19 protein-coding genes and 1 pseudogene are annotated in these 16,718 nt (G+C 66.0%); 11 read left to right on the top strand and 9 right to left on the bottom strand.

The window, feature by feature from the left end; all coding sequences use genetic code 11:
• Both JWM94_RS03875 and JWM94_RS03870 read right to left on the bottom strand, forming a co-directional pair.
• Window positions 1-250 (bottom strand): annotated as a pseudogene (locus JWM94_RS03875) (F0F1 ATP synthase subunit alpha); the annotation flags it as partial.
• Window positions 251-261: 11 nt separating this feature from the next.
• Window positions 262-849, bottom strand: coding sequence for a F0F1 ATP synthase subunit delta (locus tag JWM94_RS03870; RefSeq protein WP_299422064.1), 588 nt, complete (start codon window positions 847-849; stop codon window positions 262-264).
• A gap of 187 nt (window positions 850-1,036) precedes the next feature.
• Between JWM94_RS03870 and JWM94_RS03865 the strand changes: the two genes are divergently transcribed.
• The 7 genes from JWM94_RS03865 (at window position 1,037) to JWM94_RS03835 (ending at window position 5,008) form a co-directional block, all read left to right on the top strand.
• Complete coding sequence (locus JWM94_RS03865; RefSeq protein ID WP_299422061.1) at window positions 1,037-1,468, top strand: hypothetical protein; 432 nt, start codon at window positions 1,037-1,039, stop codon at window positions 1,466-1,468.
• An 84-nt stretch (window positions 1,469-1,552) separates the two neighbouring features.
• The gene (locus JWM94_RS03860; RefSeq protein WP_299422058.1) at window positions 1,553-2,404 is read left to right on the top strand and encodes a hypothetical protein; all 852 of its coding nucleotides are present in this window, start codon (window positions 1,553-1,555) and stop codon (window positions 2,402-2,404) included.
• The gene (locus tag JWM94_RS03855) at window positions 2,401-2,577 is read left to right on the top strand and encodes a hypothetical protein (protein WP_299422055.1); all 177 of its coding nucleotides are present in this window, start codon (window positions 2,401-2,403) and stop codon (window positions 2,575-2,577) included. The genes JWM94_RS03860 and JWM94_RS03855 overlap by 4 nt, the downstream gene beginning before the upstream one ends.
• A 50-nt stretch (window positions 2,578-2,627) precedes the next feature.
• On the top strand, window positions 2,628-2,939 hold the full coding sequence (locus JWM94_RS03850) for a hypothetical protein (RefSeq protein WP_299422052.1): 312 nt from the start codon (window positions 2,628-2,630) through the stop codon (window positions 2,937-2,939).
• The gene (locus JWM94_RS03845; protein ID WP_367185862.1) at window positions 2,939-3,454 is read left to right on the top strand and encodes a GNAT family N-acetyltransferase; all 516 of its coding nucleotides are present in this window, start codon (window positions 2,939-2,941) and stop codon (window positions 3,452-3,454) included. The genes JWM94_RS03850 and JWM94_RS03845 overlap by 1 nt, the downstream gene beginning before the upstream one ends.
• A 52-nt stretch (window positions 3,455-3,506) precedes the next feature.
• Window positions 3,507-4,541: a bifunctional DNA-binding transcriptional regulator/O6-methylguanine-DNA methyltransferase Ada gene (gene ada / locus JWM94_RS03840; RefSeq protein WP_299422046.1), complete on the top strand. Its 1,035-nt coding sequence runs from the start codon at window positions 3,507-3,509 to the stop codon at window positions 4,539-4,541.
• On the top strand, window positions 4,541-5,008 hold the full coding sequence (locus tag JWM94_RS03835; RefSeq protein ID WP_299422044.1) for a DUF1203 domain-containing protein: 468 nt from the start codon (window positions 4,541-4,543) through the stop codon (window positions 5,006-5,008). The genes ada and JWM94_RS03835 overlap by 1 nt, the downstream gene beginning before the upstream one ends.
• On the opposite strand, the gene JWM94_RS03830 is transcribed toward JWM94_RS03835, so the two are convergent.
• Window positions 5,005-6,543 carry an alpha/beta hydrolase-fold protein gene (locus JWM94_RS03830; RefSeq protein ID WP_299422041.1) on the bottom strand — a complete coding sequence of 513 codons (1,539 nt, stop codon included), beginning with the start codon at window positions 6,541-6,543 and terminating at the stop codon, window positions 5,005-5,007. The genes JWM94_RS03835 and JWM94_RS03830 overlap by 4 nt on opposite strands.
• A 120-nt stretch (window positions 6,544-6,663) precedes the next feature.
• On the opposite strand from JWM94_RS03830, the gene JWM94_RS03825 reads away from it, so the two are divergent.
• A complete protein-coding gene (locus tag JWM94_RS03825; RefSeq protein ID WP_299422038.1) occupies window positions 6,664-7,566 on the top strand; it encodes a type II CAAX endopeptidase family protein in 903 nt (300 codons plus the stop codon).
• On the opposite strand, the gene JWM94_RS03820 is transcribed toward JWM94_RS03825, so the two are convergent.
• The 3 genes from JWM94_RS03820 to JWM94_RS03810 are packed head-to-tail and all read right to left on the bottom strand — an operon-like array spanning window position 7,563 to window position 12,926.
• Entirely contained in the window at window positions 7,563-9,098 is a 1,536-nt protein-coding gene (locus JWM94_RS03820) for a S1C family serine protease (RefSeq protein ID WP_367185861.1), read from the bottom strand. The two genes, JWM94_RS03825 and JWM94_RS03820, sit on opposite strands and share 4 nt — an antisense overlap.
• Before the next feature lie 57 nt (window positions 9,099-9,155).
• Window positions 9,156-10,712, bottom strand: coding sequence for a hypothetical protein (locus tag JWM94_RS03815; RefSeq protein ID WP_299422035.1), 1,557 nt, complete (start codon window positions 10,710-10,712; stop codon window positions 9,156-9,158).
• Between the two features lie 45 nt (window positions 10,713-10,757).
• Window positions 10,758-12,926 carry a primosomal protein N' gene (locus JWM94_RS03810; RefSeq protein ID WP_299422032.1) on the bottom strand — a complete coding sequence of 723 codons (2,169 nt, stop codon included), beginning with the start codon at window positions 12,924-12,926 and terminating at the stop codon, window positions 10,758-10,760.
• 68 nt (window positions 12,927-12,994) lie between these two features.
• Here JWM94_RS03810 and JWM94_RS03805 point away from each other — a divergent pair, with 68 nt between their 5' ends.
• From JWM94_RS03805 to JWM94_RS03795, 3 genes are read left to right on the top strand one after another with little or no spacing between them, the layout of a single operon-like run.
• The gene (locus JWM94_RS03805) at window positions 12,995-13,507 is read left to right on the top strand and encodes a hypothetical protein (protein ID WP_299422029.1); all 513 of its coding nucleotides are present in this window, start codon (window positions 12,995-12,997) and stop codon (window positions 13,505-13,507) included.
• Window positions 13,504-13,947: a hypothetical protein gene (locus tag JWM94_RS03800; RefSeq protein ID WP_299422026.1), complete on the top strand. Its 444-nt coding sequence runs from the start codon at window positions 13,504-13,506 to the stop codon at window positions 13,945-13,947. Before JWM94_RS03805 ends, JWM94_RS03800 begins: the two co-directional genes overlap by 4 nt.
• A complete protein-coding gene (locus JWM94_RS03795) occupies window positions 13,944-14,828 on the top strand; it encodes a tyrosine recombinase XerC (protein ID WP_299422024.1) in 885 nt (294 codons plus the stop codon). Before JWM94_RS03800 ends, JWM94_RS03795 begins: the two co-directional genes overlap by 4 nt.
• Here the strand turns inward: JWM94_RS03795 and JWM94_RS03790 are convergent.
• From JWM94_RS03790 to gshB, 3 genes are read right to left on the bottom strand one after another with little or no spacing between them, the layout of a single operon-like run.
• On the bottom strand, window positions 14,825-15,424 hold the full coding sequence (locus JWM94_RS03790; protein ID WP_299422022.1) for a DedA family protein: 600 nt from the start codon (window positions 15,422-15,424) through the stop codon (window positions 14,825-14,827). The two genes, JWM94_RS03795 and JWM94_RS03790, sit on opposite strands and share 4 nt — an antisense overlap.
• On the bottom strand, window positions 15,421-15,639 hold the full coding sequence (locus JWM94_RS03785) for a hypothetical protein (protein WP_299422019.1): 219 nt from the start codon (window positions 15,637-15,639) through the stop codon (window positions 15,421-15,423). Before JWM94_RS03785 ends, JWM94_RS03790 begins: the two co-directional genes overlap by 4 nt.
• Before the next feature lie 15 nt (window positions 15,640-15,654).
• Window positions 15,655-16,608 carry a glutathione synthase gene (gene gshB / locus JWM94_RS03780; RefSeq protein WP_299422017.1) on the bottom strand — a complete coding sequence of 318 codons (954 nt, stop codon included), beginning with the start codon at window positions 16,606-16,608 and terminating at the stop codon, window positions 15,655-15,657.
• Window positions 16,609-16,718 lie beyond the last annotated feature (110 nt).

The raw sequence follows: 16,718 nt of genomic DNA, 5'->3' as shown, positions 1-16,718 counted from the left end.
CCTTGATCTCCGAGTCCGACCCGAAGATCACGACGCCGACATTGTCGGCCTCGAGGTTGAGCGCCATGCCCTGCACGCCGTTCGAGAATTCGACCATCTCGCCCGCCTGGACGTTGTCGAGCCCGTGAATGCGCGCGATGCCGTCGCCGACCGACAGCACCTGGCCGGTTTCCGAGACTTCCGCCTCGGTGCCGAAATTGGCGATCTGGTCCTTGATGACCCGGGAAATTTCTGCGGCACGGATGTCCATTGTGTAAGCCTTTAGCCTTTCACACCGACGGCGAGTTCGCCGTCGGACGATTTCATTTTGTGGGCGAGAGTGTTCAAACGGGTGCGGATCGACGAATCGATCATTTGCGAGCCGATGCGGACGACGAGCCCGCCCAGCAACGTCTTATCGACGGCAAGTTCCACCGCGACGTCGCGGCCGACGCGCTGGCGAAGCTGCTGCTTGAGCTCGGTCACCTGCGCGTCGCTGAGCGGATGCGCCGAGGTGACTTCCGCGGTGGTCTCGCCACGGAAGGTCGAGGCGAGGCCGCGGAACGATCGCATGATCGCGGGCAGCTGGTTGAGCCGGCGGTTGTGCGCCAGCACGCCGAGGAACTTCGTCGTGATCGGGTCGAGCTTCATCGCCGCCGATGTCGCGGCGATCGCCTTTTCGGCGTCCGCGCGGCGGACCAGCGGGCTCATCGTCAGCGCGCGGAAGTCGCCCGATTCGGCCAACGCCGCCTTGACCGTCGCGAGGCTCGCTTCGACCGCGTCGATCGCTTTCGATTCGCGCGCGAGGCCGAACAACGCAGTCGCGTACCGGCCGCCTAAGCTCGCTTGAATACCGCCGGATTGCTCCACGCGATCAGGATCCTTTTAATAAGGTAATGTGGCCCCATGCGAAAAGAGGGCAGCCAGAGGCGCCCTCGGATGGGTTGGCGCGCGACTAGCAAAGGGGGGCGGGGAGCGCAACCCCGGCGGATGGTCGGAAGCGCGCTCGCGCGATCCTCGTTTGCGTGACGGTAAGCCGCTGGCATAACCCGCCCGCATGAACGCTTCCACCCTCCGCAACCTGCGCCGCTGGCACCACTATATCGGTGTGTTCCTGGCGCCATCTGTCCTGTTTTTCGCGCTTACCGGTTTCGTCCAGGTGATCGGCTGGCAGGACCAGCGCAACCCTCCGCCGCCGGCCTGGGTGTCGTGGATGGCCGGCATCCACAAGCATCAGGCAGCGCCCAAGCCGCGTCCGCCCGCATCGTCGCGGCCCGCCGGAGCGCCCGCTGCCAAGCCCGACGACGATCACGAACACGAGGCCAAGTTCGTTCCGCTCAAAATCTTCGCGCTGCTGACCGCACTGGGATTGTTCCTGACGACGTTGATCGGTCTCGCGGTCGCGCTCGGCACGCGTTCGATGCGGCGGACGTCGGCGATCATGTTCGCGGCGGGCGTTGCGGTGCCGCTGCTGCTGCTGGCGCTGTAACGACCGAGTCCGGGCTGGTGCCGCAACCCGCTTGACCCGCTGCGCCGGGCGGTGTGGATTGCGCGTGCAACAGCGGAGTGCCCGATGGACGTCGAACTCGCCGAAGAACGGATGCTGATCCTCGCCGACCGGTTCAACATGGACCATGCCGAGGGGCGCGCCTGGACCAGGCGGACCGACGCATTCGGGACAATGGCGAAGATCGCCGGTTTTCTGTCGCGTCCGAAGGACGATGAGTACGAGACCGTCTATCGCGAGCGGCGGTTGCAGCCGTTCTTCCATATCGGCTGCACCGCAACGATGACGTACGAGCGCGCGAAGGAGTATCGCGTCGGCGTCGACGCCAATGTCGTGTCGGTCGAGATCGACGGCAAAAGCCACGCGGCAAGCGAGGCGGGCTTCACGCTGAGCGGCACCGAGCGCTGCCATGACGAAATCAGCCGCGACACCTATTACGACGCGATCACCGGCGATTCCGCGCCCGATGCCGCGCAATATCTCGAGAACCCTGCCAACCTGGCCGACGCCGCCGCGCTGGCCCGCGCCGTCACCGAGGGCGCGGTGGTGGTACCGCCCCAGGCCAAGGCATCGATGCTGGTGCGCGACGTGCTGGCCAGTTCAATCGAACGGATCGAGGCCGACCGCGTGATCGAGGAGAAGCTCTCGCTCCACCACATCGACCTCTATTACCGCCCGGTCTACGCGTTCCGCTACCGCTGGCAGGGCAAGGAAGCGGTGGTCGAGTTCGACGGCGTGACCGGCGAGACCAGGGTCGGCGGCAACACGTTCGAGCAGTTCATGGGCCGCACGATCGACGCCGAATTCCTGATCAACGCCGGGGTCGAGGCGGCGGGCATCCTGATCCCCGGCGTGCGGCTGGCGGAGATCGTCATTTCGAAGAGCCTCAAGGCGTCGAAAGCGAAGAAGAAAAAGTGAGGCTGCGCCGGTTCGCGATCGACCGCACCTTCCCGGCGGCGGAGAGCGTCGTGCTGAAATCGATCCGCCCCGATGCGACTCGGATCGTCTTTCCCGGCGTCGGGCACGAGGTTATATTCACCGCATTGGCCAAGCGACGTATCGCCGGCTGGTTGCAGGAGCAGGCATTGTGAGCCGAGATCCGCTGGAGGGCGTCAGGCCGCAGAATGCGTATGAGCCGGGCATGCGGCCGCACGATGCGCTCGATCGGCCGAGCGTCAAACCGCCGGACCTGATTGCGCCGCCGGGCCGCCGGTCCGGGGTCAGGGTGGTTGTCCTGATCGTCGTCATCGCGTTCGCGATCCTCGGGGGCGCCTTCGCGTTTTACCTGACGGCGAATCCTTCCCGGCCGATACCGCAATCGACGCCGACGCTGACGGCGGCGCCGACATCGACGCCCACCCCCACACCCACAGCGACATCGAACGGAGAGACGGTGGTGCAGCAAGGCCAAGAGCCGTCCGCCGATCCGTCCTCATCGCCAGTGGCGAAATGATGGACCGGCAACCCCGTTTGACCGGCGAGCTCATCGCGCTTCGCCCGGCCACGCCCGACGATTTCGACGCGCTCTATGCCGTGGCGAGCGATCCGCTGATCTGGGAAGTCCACCCGGCGCACGATCGCTGGCGGGAGCCGGTATTCCGGCGCTTCTTCGACGACGGGCTGACGTCCGGCGGGATGCTGATCGCGATCGACCGGGCGAGCGGCGCGGTGATCGGCAGCTCGCGCTACGATTTCGGCCGCGCCGAGGCGGGCGAGGTCGAGATCGGCTGGACCTTTCTCGCGCGGTCGCATTGGGGCGGGCGCTACAATGCCGAGATGAAAGCACTCATGCTCGGCCACGCTTTCGCCGCGGTCGATCGCGTCATCTTCCTGGTCGGCGACACCAATATCCGTTCACGCAAGGCGGTCGAAAAGATCGGCGGCTACCTGACTTCGCGCGAGCACCATGCCGAAATGGCGGGCAAGCCGGTTGTGCACGTCGTCTATGCGATCGACCGGCCGCTTTGATCGCAAGCGGCGGGAAGCGGATCGCGGCGACACCGCCTAGATAGGTCGCATGATGACCGACACATCGATCGACCGAGACGCCGCCTGGGCTGCCTTCGAGCGCCGCGACCGTGGCTGCGACGGGCGCTTCGTCGGCGCGGTTAAGACCACTGGCATCTATTGCAAGCCCAGCTGCCCGGCGCGACACCCCAAGCGCGAGCATGTCAGTTTTTTTCGCGACGGCGAGGAGGCGCGCGCCGCCGGATATCGCGCGTGCCTGCGTTGCAAGCCCGATGAGGTCGGGCGCGATCGGATCGCCGTCGCCAACGCCGTCGCGTTGATCGAGGCGGCCGAGGACTCGATCCCGCTGGACGAACTCGCTGGGCGGGTCGGCTATGCGCCGCACCATTTCCACCGGCTGTTCAAGCGCGCGACCGGCGTCACGCCCGCAGCCTATGCACGCGGCCTGCGCGCCACGCGCGTCGCTGAGGCGTTGAAGTCCGAGGATAGCGTGACCGGCGCGATCTACGAAGCGGGCTATTCGGCGCCGAGCCGGTTCTACGAAGGCGGCGCGCGGCGGCTTGGGATGACGCCCAGTGCTTGGCGCAAGGGCGGCGCGGGCGTGACCGTTCGCTGGACGATTGCCGACACCAGCCTGGGCAAGTTGCTGATCGCCGCAACCGACAAGGGGCTGTGCCGCGTCGCGTTCGATGAGGATGCGCTGAGCCTCGCGACGCATTTCCCCAAGGCCGAGATCGTCCAGGGCGGCGCGGCACTGGCGACATTGGCTGCGCGCGTCGTCGAGAGTGTGGAGTCGCCCGACCGCGACCAGGACCTGCCACTCGACGTCCAGGGCACGGCGTTTCAGGAGGCAGTGTGGCAAGCGCTGCGCGAGACGCCCGCCGGCGAAACGCGGACCTATGCCGAGCTGGCAGCCGCCGCCGGCAATCCCAGGGCGGTGCGCGCCGCCGGGACCGCATGCGGCAAGAACCACGTCGCGGTGGTCGTCCCGTGCCACCGCGCCCAGCGCAGCGACGGGTCGATCGGCGGCTATGCCTATGGCATCGACCGCAAGGTCGCGCTGCGCTCGCGTGAAGGAGTGAAATGATGGCGTATGTGATCCGCGGGATCGACCCCGCACCGTTTCAGCCGCTCTACGGCATGAGCGACGCCGACCTCGCGGAGCATGGCGCGATCCGTCGGCGCGCCGATGCCAAGCCGGGTTTTCCATGCCGCATCACGCTGACCGACGCCGAGCCGGGCGAAGACCTGCTGCTGGTCAATTTCGAACATTTGCCGGTCGGCAATCCCTATCGCTCGCGCTACGCGGTCTATGTCCGCGAGGGCGCGACGGCACCGGCCGAATATCGCGACGAAGTGCCCGGCCAGCTCGCCTCGCGGCTGCTGTCGGTCCGCCGGTTCGGCACCGACGACATGCTGATGGCGGGCGAGGTGATCGAGGGGACCGACCTCGACCCGCTGTTGCGCGCCTGGCTGGCCGATCCGGCGACCGGCTTCGTCCACGTCCACAATGCCAAGCCCGGCTGCTTCGCTGCCGAGGTGCGGCGCGATTAGTTCGGCCGCGTCGATCCCGGCCGCGCGACCGCGTACATTTCCCAGGCGATGTCCTCGAGCAGCGCATTCTTGTCGTCGCCGCGCTGGTAGAGATCGAAATGCGTCTTGCCGGGGAGGTAGCGGAAGTCGGTCTTCGCCCCCAACGCGGTCATCACTGCCTCCAGCCGATGCGCCGGGCCGTCGAGATAGAAAGTGTCGGCGGTGCCCACGGTCAGGTGGATCTTGCCGTCGAGGTCGGGTTTGAGCGCTGGCCAGTCGCGCCGGATGATATTGGCGATGTCGTAGTTGTCGCGCCAATATGCGACGACCGCCGGATCGATCCGCCCCGTCGCGCGATCGAACAATGGTACCGGGCGACCGTCGATACCGCGGGGTGAGAACACCCATTCGAACGAGGCGATCTGGCCGCCATAGGGACCCATCACCGCTTCGCTGCGCGCGAAATCGGCGAGCGAGGCGATGACCTTCCCTTTTTCGCGGATCAGCGGATACGGCTTGCCCCCCGCATCGGCGTAGAAGTTCGCGCCCGGCGCGTAGAGATCGACATTGGTGAAGTCGTGAAAATCGCTCGGGTCGGGCGAGGTCGGCCAGCTGCCGCCAAAGATTTTGGGGTAGCGGACCTGCAGCCACAAGGTCGACCAGCCGCCCGAGCTATGCCCGGTCAGGAACCGGCCCGACGGCCGCGCATCCATCCGGTATTCGCGTTCGAGCGCCGGGATCAGCTCGCTCGTCAGCGCGGTGCCCCACGGGCCGTTATTGGCCGAATCGGCGAATTCGTGCGTGCCGGTGCCGCCGTTATGATCGAGATAGACCCAGATCATCGGCGGGGCTTTGCCGTCGGCCATCATCGCCATCATGCTTGCGGCGCTGCGCTTCGCCGAGCCCACCGAACTGCCGAAGCCGCCGTCCGAATAGACCGTGGGGAAGCGCGCCTTGCCGTCATAGCCCGGCGGCAGCGCGACCCAGCCGCGGATGAAGGTCGGGGTCCCGCGAAACGCGGTCATCGCGTTGCTTTGGAACGCCACCGGGCGGACCAGCGGATAATATTTCGCGAGTTCGGGCCGCGGCGCGGCGTCGGTCGCCGGCACGACGGTGCTGAGCGTCACCGTCGGAATCGGACCGGGCAGCGTCACCGTGATGACCGGCGAGACGAGATCGCCCGGCCCGCGCCCGTCATAGGCGTAATCGTGGTTGCGATCGAGCACCGCCTGGATGCGATACCGGCTAGGGGCAAGCTTTGAGAGCGGCGCCGGGAACGCATCGGTTTCCGCATCGATCGTCGCGGTGCGCGCCGGGCGCAGGTCCGCCACCTCGCGTGCGGCGATGGTCGCGCCGGTCGGCGCGAAGGCGTTGAAATCGACCGCGCCGGACGGCTTGGCGCGAGGGTCCACGCGCTCGACGAACACGATCAGCCGGCCCGATTGGTGATCGCCCAACGATGCGGCAATGGAGACGGGAATCGCGACGGATTTGGGCGAAGGCCCCGCCGCCCCGAGCAACAACGCGCTACCCAATAGCGCCAGCGTCCTGATCATCGCCCGTTCCCTTATTAGCGGCGGGTTTCATCGCCGATGCCGGCCCGCAGGACAAGCTGCTTTGCTTGCATGACACACCGGTTCGACTAGGCTAGATCGGCAATCGTGGGAGAAAGCGGGATGGACGACCAGGGATCGGCGGGGACGTTGCGCAGGATCATGCGCTATCCGGCGACCTTGCTCGTGCTGTCGATCTTCGCGGCGTTCGTCGCGGGGATGCTTGCCACCTTGGTCAACTCGGCGTTCGGTCCGCACAAGGGCGATGTCGTGGCGGTGCTCATCGCGATCATCGCCGCCGCGATTTTCGTGGCGGTCTATGCCGCGTTCTGCCTCGTGGTTGAAGGGCGTCCCGTGCGCGAGTTCGCATTGAACGGCGCCGTGGCCGAGCTTGGCGCGGGGCTGGGTATCGGGCTGGTGCTTTTCTCCAGCGTGGTGGCGGTAATCGCTTTGTTCGGTGGATATCGGGTGATCGGATATCACGATGCCAGCGTGCTGATCCCGGTCCTTGGCATTTCGATCGTATCGGGGTTCACCGAAGAGATCATGCTGCGCGGCTGGTTCTTTCGCCTGACCGAGAAGTGGCTTGGCAGCTGGGCGGCGCTGGCGCTGTCGGCGGCGTTGTTCGGGGCACTTCATCTCGGCAATCCCAATGCGACATTGCTCGCCGGTGCTGCGATCGCGCTGGAGGCGGGGATCATGCTCGCGGCGATTTACATGATCACACGACGGTTATGGGCGGCGATCGGCCTCCATGCCGCGTGGAATTTCGCGCAGGGCGGGATTTATGGAATTCCGGTGTCTGGCGGCGCGATGGATGGGATATTGCGGTCCGATATCCGGGGCAGCGACCTGCTGACCGGCGGGGCGTTCGGGGCTGAAGCGTCCTTGCCGGCCATGGTGATCGCGACGGCGTTCGGCATCGTGCTGCTGATCATCGCCTATCGTCGCGGACGCTTCATGGCGCCGATCTGGCGGCGTCAACGCGCTGAGGCCGAGCGCGACCTGACCGAAACGTTCGGCTAGGGCGCCGCCGCCGAACAGGCATAAACCAGCTTCTCGCTATACGCCGGCGGCAACGCGGCGCGGACCGATTGCTGTTGCGTGCCGAGCTGCGTGCGCGCCTCGGCGTCGGCGGAACATTGCTTGAGCGGGATTTGCGCGCGGATCTTGCGCGCGGCGTCCATCTGCGTCGCGCTCAGGAAATAGCGGTAATTGGTATAGGTCCGCGTCGCCGGGTCGAATTCGAGCACAGACACCGTCTGTTCGTCGCCGGGCACCAGCACGCGAGTCCATTTGCCGTTGTCGTCGGCATATTGCGTACGGTCGTTCATGCACCCGTCCTGACCCCAGTCGAGGTTGACGTCGGCCGCGCTCGACACCGTCACGCGGCTGCGCTCCGGGACGAATTTGCACACCATCTTGCCGAGCGGTCGCTCGCTGGCGGCCGCGCTCGGCGTTGCGAGCGGTACCTCATAACCCTTGGGCAGCATCGGCTTGTCACCGGGCCGCAGCACGAACACGACGATCGCCGCGAGCATCAGCACACCGCCGCCCGACGCCGCCCAGATCGCCTCGCGCTGCTTGCCGCGTTGATACAGCATCCCGCCGCCGCCAACCGCCAGCGCGCCTAGGACGAGCAACAACGCAGCGATCGCGATGACGTTTTCCGCATTGCGCTGGGCATCGGCCCGCGCCTGTTCGATCGCCTGTTCGCGGCTCGTCTGATCCTTCGACGCAGCTTCGCGGCGCGCTGCATCGGCCGCTTCGGCGGCGGCGCGGTCGGCCGCCTGATCGGCGCTCATCCGCGCCTCGACGCTCATGCACGGATTGCCGATCGCCGCGAACGGCTGCTTGGCCTGGTTGAGGAACGCCGCGACTTCGCTCTCGCTGATCGCGAAGGCGAAAAAGGCGTCGCCTTCCTCGCCGCGCGTGATCGCCGAATTGACCCCGAGCACGCGCCCGCAATGGTCGAGCACCGGTCCGCCCGAATTGCCGCGCGAGATGCTGGCGGTGTGGAGCAGCACGTTGACGCCGGAGACGGAGCGCGTCGCGGACAGCGATCCTTCGGAGCGGACGGGCGATAGCGGCTTGATGTAATCCGCCGCCGACTGCGCGCTGGCGACGTCGACATTGCCCGGATAGCCCAGCGAGACCAGCCCGACGCTGTCGTCGAGCGATCCCGAATACAGTGTCGCCGGTGGAATTCGCGCGCCGACAATCTCGAGCAGCGCCAGGTCGCGCTTGCTGTCGATCGCAATGACGCGCGCCTGATACGACTTGCTGCCCTCCGATGGAACCACGCCGATCACGACATTGTCGGGATATTGCTGCGCCAGCTCGACAACATGCGCGTTGGTGACGATCCGGTTCGGCCCGACCGCGAAACCGGACCCGTGGCCGAACCCGACCACTTCCTGATCGACGATCGCGATCGTGACGACGCGCACGACGCTGCGCGACGTCGCGGCAACGTCGTCGGCTGCGACCGGCGTCGCGACCATCGCGTTGCCCAGCACGAACAGCGCCATCATTACCCATCGCCGGATCATCGTCATGCGCCGCGCCATGGCAGATTCGGCGCAGCAGTTACAGGGGCGATGCGCGATCGCGCGTCAGGACTTCTTCTTGTCGTCCTTCTTGTCGGTCTTGACATCGTAAGGCAGCACGAGCGCTTTGAGCGCCGCCGCCTTGTCGCCTGCATCGAGCGCCTTGAGAACCTTCTGCCCAACCAAGGCGGCGGCCGGCTCCTCGATATTGTACGCCACCGGATAGAGCGCGATCCGCGCCGCTTTCTCCTGATCGCGGCCGATAAATATGTTCGCCGCCTGCAGCCGCAGCCAGGGATCGTAGGGGGCCAATTGATAGGCGTAGAGCAGCCCGTTGGCGGCGTTGTCGGTCGGTTTTTCCTTCGCCTCCAGGAAGCTGTTGTAGAACAGCACCAGCGGCTGGGGCGCCTCGGTATCGATCTTGTTGGCGGAAAGGTACCAGCGGCGCACCACGGCCCAGCGATCCTTGTCGGTAATCTTGTCGCGGACCAGCACCGCCTGTTGCGCCATCCCTTCGTACATCAACGCATGGACCGATTTCGGATCGGCGGCGAGCGCCCGGTCGGCGGCGGCCCGCGCGGCGTCGTAATGCTTGGCGTCGAACTCGGCCTCGGCCAGTTCGTTCTGCGCGGCGGGATCAGTGGCGAACGGTGCCGCGAGCCGCCGCGCGAGATCGGCGACGGCCGGCGCGGTCTTGTCATCGACACCGCGGTTCGACGCGATGAGCGCGGGCATCATGGCCGACTCGGCAGGCGTCAGGGGACGGACGTCGATCGGTCCGATCTTCAATTCGGAGCCGTAGATCACGTTAAACGGCATGCTTTTGCGTGTCGCCCACGCATTCATCTTGCCATCGAGTTCGCTGAGCTTGCCGAATGCCTTGGCCGCTTCCTCCGGTGATTTTCCGGCATTGAATGCGATGATGTAGGCGCCGAGTTGCTTGCGCCGCTCGGGGTCGAAGGTGAGGTAATGAGTCAGCAGCCAGCCGCGCGCATAGAGCGCATCGTGGCTCTCTTCGTCGAGGTTGGCGGGGTAGGGCTGGAGCAGTTCGGCCGCAGGCAACAGGCTCACTTTCGCCACCGTCCACTGGCGATAAACGGGCACCGCGCCGAATTGCACGCTGCCGTCGGCCTTGATCAACGCGGTCGCGTGCAGTTCCGCAAACCCTTCGGTGAGCCAGGCCGGAAATGCGGCGTCGGTCCAGTTGGTAAGCATGAAATGGTGGGTGTATTCGTGGAACAGCACCGCCTGCGCGCTGAGGCCATAATCCGCATTCTGGCCCGTGTTGCGCGGGGTAAACGCGACCGACCCACTGGCGCGGGGATCGTAAAAGCCGGCGACGTCCGCCCCGCCCTTGCCGAATACCTTCGCAACCTCGTCGGTGTCGCTGAGTACGTAGATCGTGACGCGCGCCGAAGGACCGCGCGTATCCTCGGGCGTATGGTGCCAATATCGGATCGCCTGGTCGAATCGTTCGAGCCGCTCGGTATAGGCTTTGACCTTGTCTGGCCCTTCATTGTCGTAAACGACAAAATGTTTCGAACTTGCCTGATACCAGGCGGCGTTGGCGGCGCCCGGTACGATCGCCAGCGCGGCGGCGGACAGTAACAGCTTGCGGATCATCGGTCCCCCGAAAGATTCTGGAATTGCCCGACTTTATCCTAGGTTTCAGACAAAGCTATAGGGATCGATATCGACCACCACCCGCACCTTGCTGGGCCAGTCGAGCGCGCCGAGCCAGTCGCGGATGACGTCCTGCACGTCGAGCGCGCGGCGGGCGTGGACGAGCAGGCGATAACGATGCCGCCCGCGCAGCATCGCCAGCGGCGCGGGGGCGGGACCGTATACCTCCATGCCGTCGATCCGCGGTGCGCTGCGCCCGACCAACTGCGCGATTTCGTGCGCGGCGGTCTGATCCTCCGAAGAGACGACGATCGCGGCATAGCGGCCGAACGGCGGCGCGCCCGCTTCGCGCCGCGCCTCAGTCTCGGCGGCGGTGAATGCCTCGGCATCGCCTGAAACCAGTGCGGCCATCACCGATGCGCTCGGGTCGTGCGTCTGGATATAGACGTGCCCCGGCTTCGCGCCGCGCCCGGCGCGTCCGGCGACTTGCATGATCTGCTGGAACGTCCGCTCCGCCGCGCGCAAATCGCCGCCGCCGAGGCCGAGATCGGCGTCGATCACCCCGACCAGCGTCAGATTGGGGAAATGGTAGCCCTTGGTCACCAATTGGGTACCGATGACGATATCGATCTCTTGCGCCTCCATGCGGTGGACGAACTCGGCGGCCTTGGCCGGAGACCAGATCGTGTCGCTGGTAACGATTGCAGTCTTGGCGTCCGGCCATAGCACAGCCGCTTCGTCGGCAATGCGCTCGACCCCTGGACCGCATGCGACGAGCGAATCCTCGGCCTTGCATTCGGGGCAAGCATGTGGAGTCGGCTCGATATGCCCGCAGTGATGGCACGACAGCCGGCAGACGAGCCGGTGCTCGACCATCCACGCGGTGCAATTGGGGCACTGGAAACGGTGCCCGCACGCGCGGCACAAGGTCAGCGGGGCATAACCGCGGCGGTTGAGGAACAGCAGTGCCTGCTCGCCGCGCTCGAGCGTTTGGTCGATCGCGGTGACGAGCTTCGGGGCGATCCAGCGGCCGCGGTCGGGCGGGTCCTTGAGCAGGTCGATCGCCTCGATCTCGGGCATTTCGGCGAGGCCGTAGCGGCCGGGCAGCTTGAGTTCGGCGTAATTGCCGATCTCGACCTGTTGCCGAGTCTCGATCGCCGGGGTGGCGGTGGCGAGGATCACGGGTACGCCTTCGAACTTGCCGCGCATCACCGCGACATCGCGCGCGTGATAGTGGACGCCCTCTTCCTGCTTGAAGCTGGTCTCGTGCGCTTCATCGACCACGATCAGACCGAGATTGCTGTACGGCAAGAACAGCGCCGACCGCGCGCCGACGGTGACCAGCGCTTGCCCGGTGGCGATGGCGCGCCATGCGCGGCGGCGCTGCGACTGGCGCAGCCCCGAATGCCATGCCACCGGCTCGCAGCCGAAGCGCGCGGTGAAGCGCTGGAGGAAAGGTTCGGTCAGCGCGATTTCGGGGAGCAGGACGAGCGTCTGGCGTCCGGCGCGGATCGCCGCCGCGATCGCCTCGAAATAGACTTCGGTCTTGCCCGATCCGGTGACGCCGTCGAGCAAGGTGGGTTGGAAATCGTGCGCTGTGACCCCCGCGACCAGCGCATCCGCGGCAGCCTGCTGCTCGGCCGACAGCACGGGCACGTCATGCTCGGGATCGGGCAGCGGGAACGGGCTGTCGATATCGACCTCGACCGCTTCAATCGCCCCGGCCTTGACCAGCCCGCGGATCACGCCGTCGCTGACATCGGCGATCAGCGCGAGCTCACGCACCAGCCCCTGGCGTTCACCGATGCGCTCGAGCGCCTGCGCACGTTGCGGGGTCAGCCGGTCGGGGACGTGCCCCGTCGCGCGATATTCGGTGACCGTCCGCGCGCCTTCCAGCGCCGAACTTGATGGTAAGGCCATCCGCGCGACCGACGCCGGGGCTGCGAGATAGTAATTCGATGTCCACTCGATCAACCGCCGCATCGCCGCGGTTAGCGGCGGCACCGGGAGGACGCCCATCAAATTGCGCAATCGGTTGTCGCCGACCTCCGCATCGGATTTCATCCGCTCGGGCTCCCACACCACGCCGAGCAACTGGCGCGGGCCGAGCGGGGCGATCACCAGCGACCCCGGCTCGACCTCCATCCCGTGCGGGACGCGGTAATCGAGCGGGCCGAGCGCGGAATTCATGACGAGGACGCGGGCGCGGGACATGACGCCTCATATGGGTATTTCGGCGCGAACGGGAATCCCGTATCTCGGAAAACGGGAGGGCGAGACCGATGATCATTGCGGCGTTTTTGTTGGGTGATGTGCCGTGCGCCGGAATCGACCAGAACCTGCCGCGCGAGATCGCCGGCTGGACCAGCGAAGCGGGCGGCGCGATGGTGCCCGGGCGCCCGGTGGTCCTGACGACGTTCGACAAGCCGGTGCCGCCGGAGAAGCTCGGTTTCCCCCTCAGCGTACGCTTCGCCCGCACAGCCTTCGAGATCTCAAAAACTGGCCGCTACCGCATCGCGCTGCCGCATTGGGCACGGATCGATCTGATCTCGCCAAACGGGATGTTGATGACGGCAATCGAGAATGAAAAGGATTGGGGATATGGCTGTTCGACGATCGAGCAGATGCAGAGCTTCGATCTGAAGCCCGGCCGCTACGACCTGACGCTCAGCAGCTTGGTGGGTCCGACGATCACGGTCATGCTGGTGGCGGCGCGGTCATGCCATTTGCCGCGTACGCAAGATGAAGGGGTGCCGGGAGAAGACGCGATCACCACCTGCACTGCCGGCCAATGACCCCGCAGGAGCAACTCGACGCCTTCATCGACAAGTTTACGCCGGAGGTGGCGGCGCAGGCGCGGCGCGCGTTGGCGGCAGTGTCGGCGCGGCTGCCCGGTGCGACGGTCATGGTCTATGACAATTACAACGCGCTCGCGATCGGGTTCGGCGCGACCGACAAGGTCAAGTCGATCGTCTGTTCGACCGCGCTCTATCCGCGTTGGGTCAGCCTATTTTTGACGAACGGGCCGACTTTGCCCGACCCGGCAGGTTTGCTCGAAGGCGAGGGTGGGACGGTACGCCACGTCAAGTTGATCGGCGAGCGGCTCGACGATCCGGCGGTCTGGGCGCTGCTCGATGCCGCGCACGCCAGCGTCGCAGTGCCGATCGATCCGAACGGTGAGGGGCGGCTGATCATCAAGTCGATCTCCGCCAAACAGCGGCCACGCCGGTCATGACTTCTCTACCGGCGGATTTCGGCCAGCATCTGTCTCGCGACCGGCGGCGGTCGGCGCATACCGTCCGGGCGTATGAGGCGACTGCGGTTCGGCTGATCCAGTTCCTGGGCGAGCATTGGGGTGAGGCGGTCGATGGCGCCGCTTTGGGCAGGATCGGCGGGGCCGATTTGCGCGCCTATCTCGCGCATCGTCGTGCTCAGGGGCTGGGCAATAGCGCGGCGGCGCGCGAACTGTCGGCGATCCGCACCTTCCTCAAATGGTCCGGCGGAGACGACGCCTCACCCCGCATCAAAGGGCCGCGCGTCAAGAAAGGTGTGCCGCGCCCGATCTCGCCCGCCGATGCGGTCGCGCTGGCCGAGGAGGTAGTGGAGGATGCCGCCGAGCCTTGGATCGGCGCGCGCGACTGGGCGATCCTGATGCTGCTCTACGGCGCGGGGTTGCGGATCGGTGAGGCGGTCGGTCTGACCGGGGCAGTGCTCCCGCTGGGCGAAACGATGGCGGTCACCGGCAAGCGCGACAAGACGCGGATCGTGCCGTTGCTGCCCCAAGTGCGTCAGGCGATCGACGATTATGTCGCCGCCTCACCTTGGCCGGTCGATCGTGGCGCAGCCTTGTTCCGCGGCGCGAAGGGCGGGCCGCTATCGGCAGGGGTGGTGCGTAAGTCGGTGCAGGGCGCACGGACGCGGCTCGGCCTTGCCGATCGCACGACGCCTCATGCGCTGCGGCACAGCTTCGCCACGCATCTGCTCGGGCGCGGTGCGGACCTGCGCCAGCTGCAGGAATTGCTCGGCCATGCCAGCCTGAGCTCGACCCAGATCTACACCGCGGTCGATGCCGCGCATTTGCTCGACGTCTACCGTAACGCACACCCGCACGGTTAGGCGCGCGGCTTCCACGTGATCACGCGCCACAGATACCAAATCAGTATCGCAGCGCAGATCGCGACCGCCGCCGGCCCGGTCCATGCCTCGGCTTCCTGAAAATTGGCGCCCAGCCAATAGCCAGCGCCGGTCAGGAACAGGTTCCAGATCGTCGTGCCGGCGAGCGTCCAGGCGATGAACTTCCAGCGCGGCATCTGCGAAATCCCGGCGGGGAGCGACACCATCGACCGGCCGAACGGCGCGAAGCGCAGCACGAACACCAGCCATTGGCCGTGACGGAAGAAAAAACTGTCTAGCCGCTCCACGTCCGACCATTCGACCGTCAGCCAGCGGCCATTCCTGTCGACGAACGGTTTTAGCTTTTGGAGCGGCACGTTGCGGCCGATCCAGTACCAGACGTAATTCCCCGCGGTGGAACCGAGCGTCCCCGCGACCATCACGCCCCAGAATGTCAATTTGCCGTGCGCGACCGCGATCCCGGCGAAGCCCATGATGACTTCGGACGGCACCGGCGGGATGATGTTTTCGAGCGCCATCCACAGGAAGATCGCGAGATAGCCCCATTGTTCGAGGCCATCGAGGAACCATTGGGTCATCGGCTGACCATGAGATAGACAAGGTCGGCCACCGCAAAGCCCATGAAAAGGATATGGATCGCGACGAGGACGCGGAAGCCCACAGGCTTCTTTTCTCGCTCAACAACCAACGGACGGCCAAAGGCTCGCCCGTATTGGATCACGCCCGTCATGAGCCCCCTGCGCATGTTGTACGCAAGGATGCCGAAAAATATCGGCAAAATCAGAAAGAACATCGCGTCCGTGTGCATCTAACGCGCGGCGACCTTGGCCTCAATGGCATCCCAGATCATGCCGGCGACATCGACCCCGTCGAGCCGTTCGATCGCTACGATCCCGGTCGGCGAGGTAACGTTGATCTCGGTCAGCCACTCGCCCCCGATCACGTCGATCCCGACGAACAGCAGCCCGCGTCGTTTGAGTTCGGGGCCGAGCGCGGCGCAGATTTCGCGCTCCTTCGCGGTCAGCTCGGTTTTCGCCGCCGACCCGCCGACCGCGAGGTTGGAGCGGAATTCGCCTTCGCCCGGAATGCGGTTGATCGCGCCCGCGACCTCGCCATCGACCAGCACGATACGCTTGTCGCCCTCGGCGACGCCGGGGAGGAACGCCTGGAGCATATGCGGCTCGCGCCAGGTCGTGTTGAACACCTCGATCAGCGCCGACAGGTTGAGCCCGTCGCGGCCGACCTTGAAGATCGCCTTGCCGCCGTTGCCGTGGATCGGCTTGACGACGATTTCGCCATGCGCGTGGAGGAACTTGCGCGCCTCCTCCAGGCTGCGCGTGACGAGCGTCGGCGGCATGAAGCGCGCGAAGTCGAGCACGAACACTTTTTCGGGCGCGTTGCGCACGCTGGCCGGGTCGTTCACCACCAGCGTCCTGTCGGCGATCCGTTCGAGCAGATGCGTCGCGGTGATGTAGCCAAGGTCGAACGGCGGATCCTGGCGCATCAGCACGACATCGGCCTCGTTGCCTAGGTCGAGATCGACCGGATCGCCGAACGCGAAATGCTTGCCGGCGACGCGCTCGACCGTGACCGGGTGCGCCTTCGCCCAGACGCGCCCGTCGGCATAATTCAGCGCGTCGGCGGTGTAGTGGAACAGCCGGTGCCCGCGCGCCTGCGCCGACAGCATGAGCGCGAAGCTGGAATCGCCCGCGATGTTGATGGAATCGAGCGGGTCCATCTGGACTGCGACGGTAAGGGTCATGGGAATGCCTTACCTAACCCGTCACCCCAGCGGAAGCTGGGGTCTTTAAGCCGCATGAGATGCCAGCTTTCGCTGGCATGACGATCTAGTTGCCGATCCAGGCATTCTCG

Source organism: Sphingomonas bacterium, from assembly GCF_028289855.1.
In the GTDB taxonomy this organism is placed as follows: Bacteria; Pseudomonadota; Alphaproteobacteria; order Sphingomonadales; family Sphingomonadaceae; genus Sphingomonas.
This window is presented reverse-complemented; position numbering and strand designations above follow the sequence as displayed.

Excerpts from the sequence above, each read along its gene's own strand:
- JWM94_RS03865 (WP_299422061.1), top strand. The coding sequence starts at position 1,037 with ATGAACGCTTCCACCCTCCGCAACCTGCGCCGCTGGCACCACTATATC.
- JWM94_RS03860 (WP_299422058.1), top strand. The coding sequence starts at position 1,553 with ATGGACGTCGAACTCGCCGAAGAACGGATGCTGATCCTCGCCGACCGG.
- JWM94_RS03850 (WP_299422052.1), top strand. The coding sequence starts at position 2,628 with ATGCGGCCGCACGATGCGCTCGATCGGCCGAGCGTCAAACCGCCGGAC.
- JWM94_RS03845 (WP_367185862.1), top strand. The coding sequence starts at position 2,939 with ATGGACCGGCAACCCCGTTTGACCGGCGAGCTCATCGCGCTTCGCCCG.
- ada (WP_299422046.1), top strand. The coding sequence starts at position 3,507 with ATGACCGACACATCGATCGACCGAGACGCCGCCTGGGCTGCCTTCGAG.
- JWM94_RS03835 (WP_299422044.1), top strand. The coding sequence starts at position 4,541 with ATGGCGTATGTGATCCGCGGGATCGACCCCGCACCGTTTCAGCCGCTC.
- JWM94_RS03830 (WP_299422041.1), bottom strand. The coding sequence starts at position 6,543 with ATGATCAGGACGCTGGCGCTATTGGGTAGCGCGTTGTTGCTCGGGGCG.
- JWM94_RS03825 (WP_299422038.1), top strand. The coding sequence starts at position 6,664 with ATGGACGACCAGGGATCGGCGGGGACGTTGCGCAGGATCATGCGCTAT.
- JWM94_RS03820 (WP_367185861.1), bottom strand. The coding sequence starts at position 9,098 with ATGACGATGATCCGGCGATGGGTAATGATGGCGCTGTTCGTGCTGGGC.
- JWM94_RS03815 (WP_299422035.1), bottom strand. The coding sequence starts at position 10,712 with ATGATCCGCAAGCTGTTACTGTCCGCCGCCGCGCTGGCGATCGTACCG.
- JWM94_RS03810 (WP_299422032.1), bottom strand. The coding sequence starts at position 12,926 with ATGTCCCGCGCCCGCGTCCTCGTCATGAATTCCGCGCTCGGCCCGCTC.
- JWM94_RS03805 (WP_299422029.1), top strand. The coding sequence starts at position 12,995 with ATGATCATTGCGGCGTTTTTGTTGGGTGATGTGCCGTGCGCCGGAATC.
- JWM94_RS03800 (WP_299422026.1), top strand. The coding sequence starts at position 13,504 with ATGACCCCGCAGGAGCAACTCGACGCCTTCATCGACAAGTTTACGCCG.
- JWM94_RS03795 (WP_299422024.1), top strand. The coding sequence starts at position 13,944 with ATGACTTCTCTACCGGCGGATTTCGGCCAGCATCTGTCTCGCGACCGG.
- JWM94_RS03790 (WP_299422022.1), bottom strand. The coding sequence starts at position 15,424 with ATGACCCAATGGTTCCTCGATGGCCTCGAACAATGGGGCTATCTCGCG.
- JWM94_RS03785 (WP_299422019.1), bottom strand. The coding sequence starts at position 15,639 with ATGTTCTTTCTGATTTTGCCGATATTTTTCGGCATCCTTGCGTACAAC.
- gshB (WP_299422017.1), bottom strand. The coding sequence starts at position 16,608 with ATGACCCTTACCGTCGCAGTCCAGATGGACCCGCTCGATTCCATCAAC.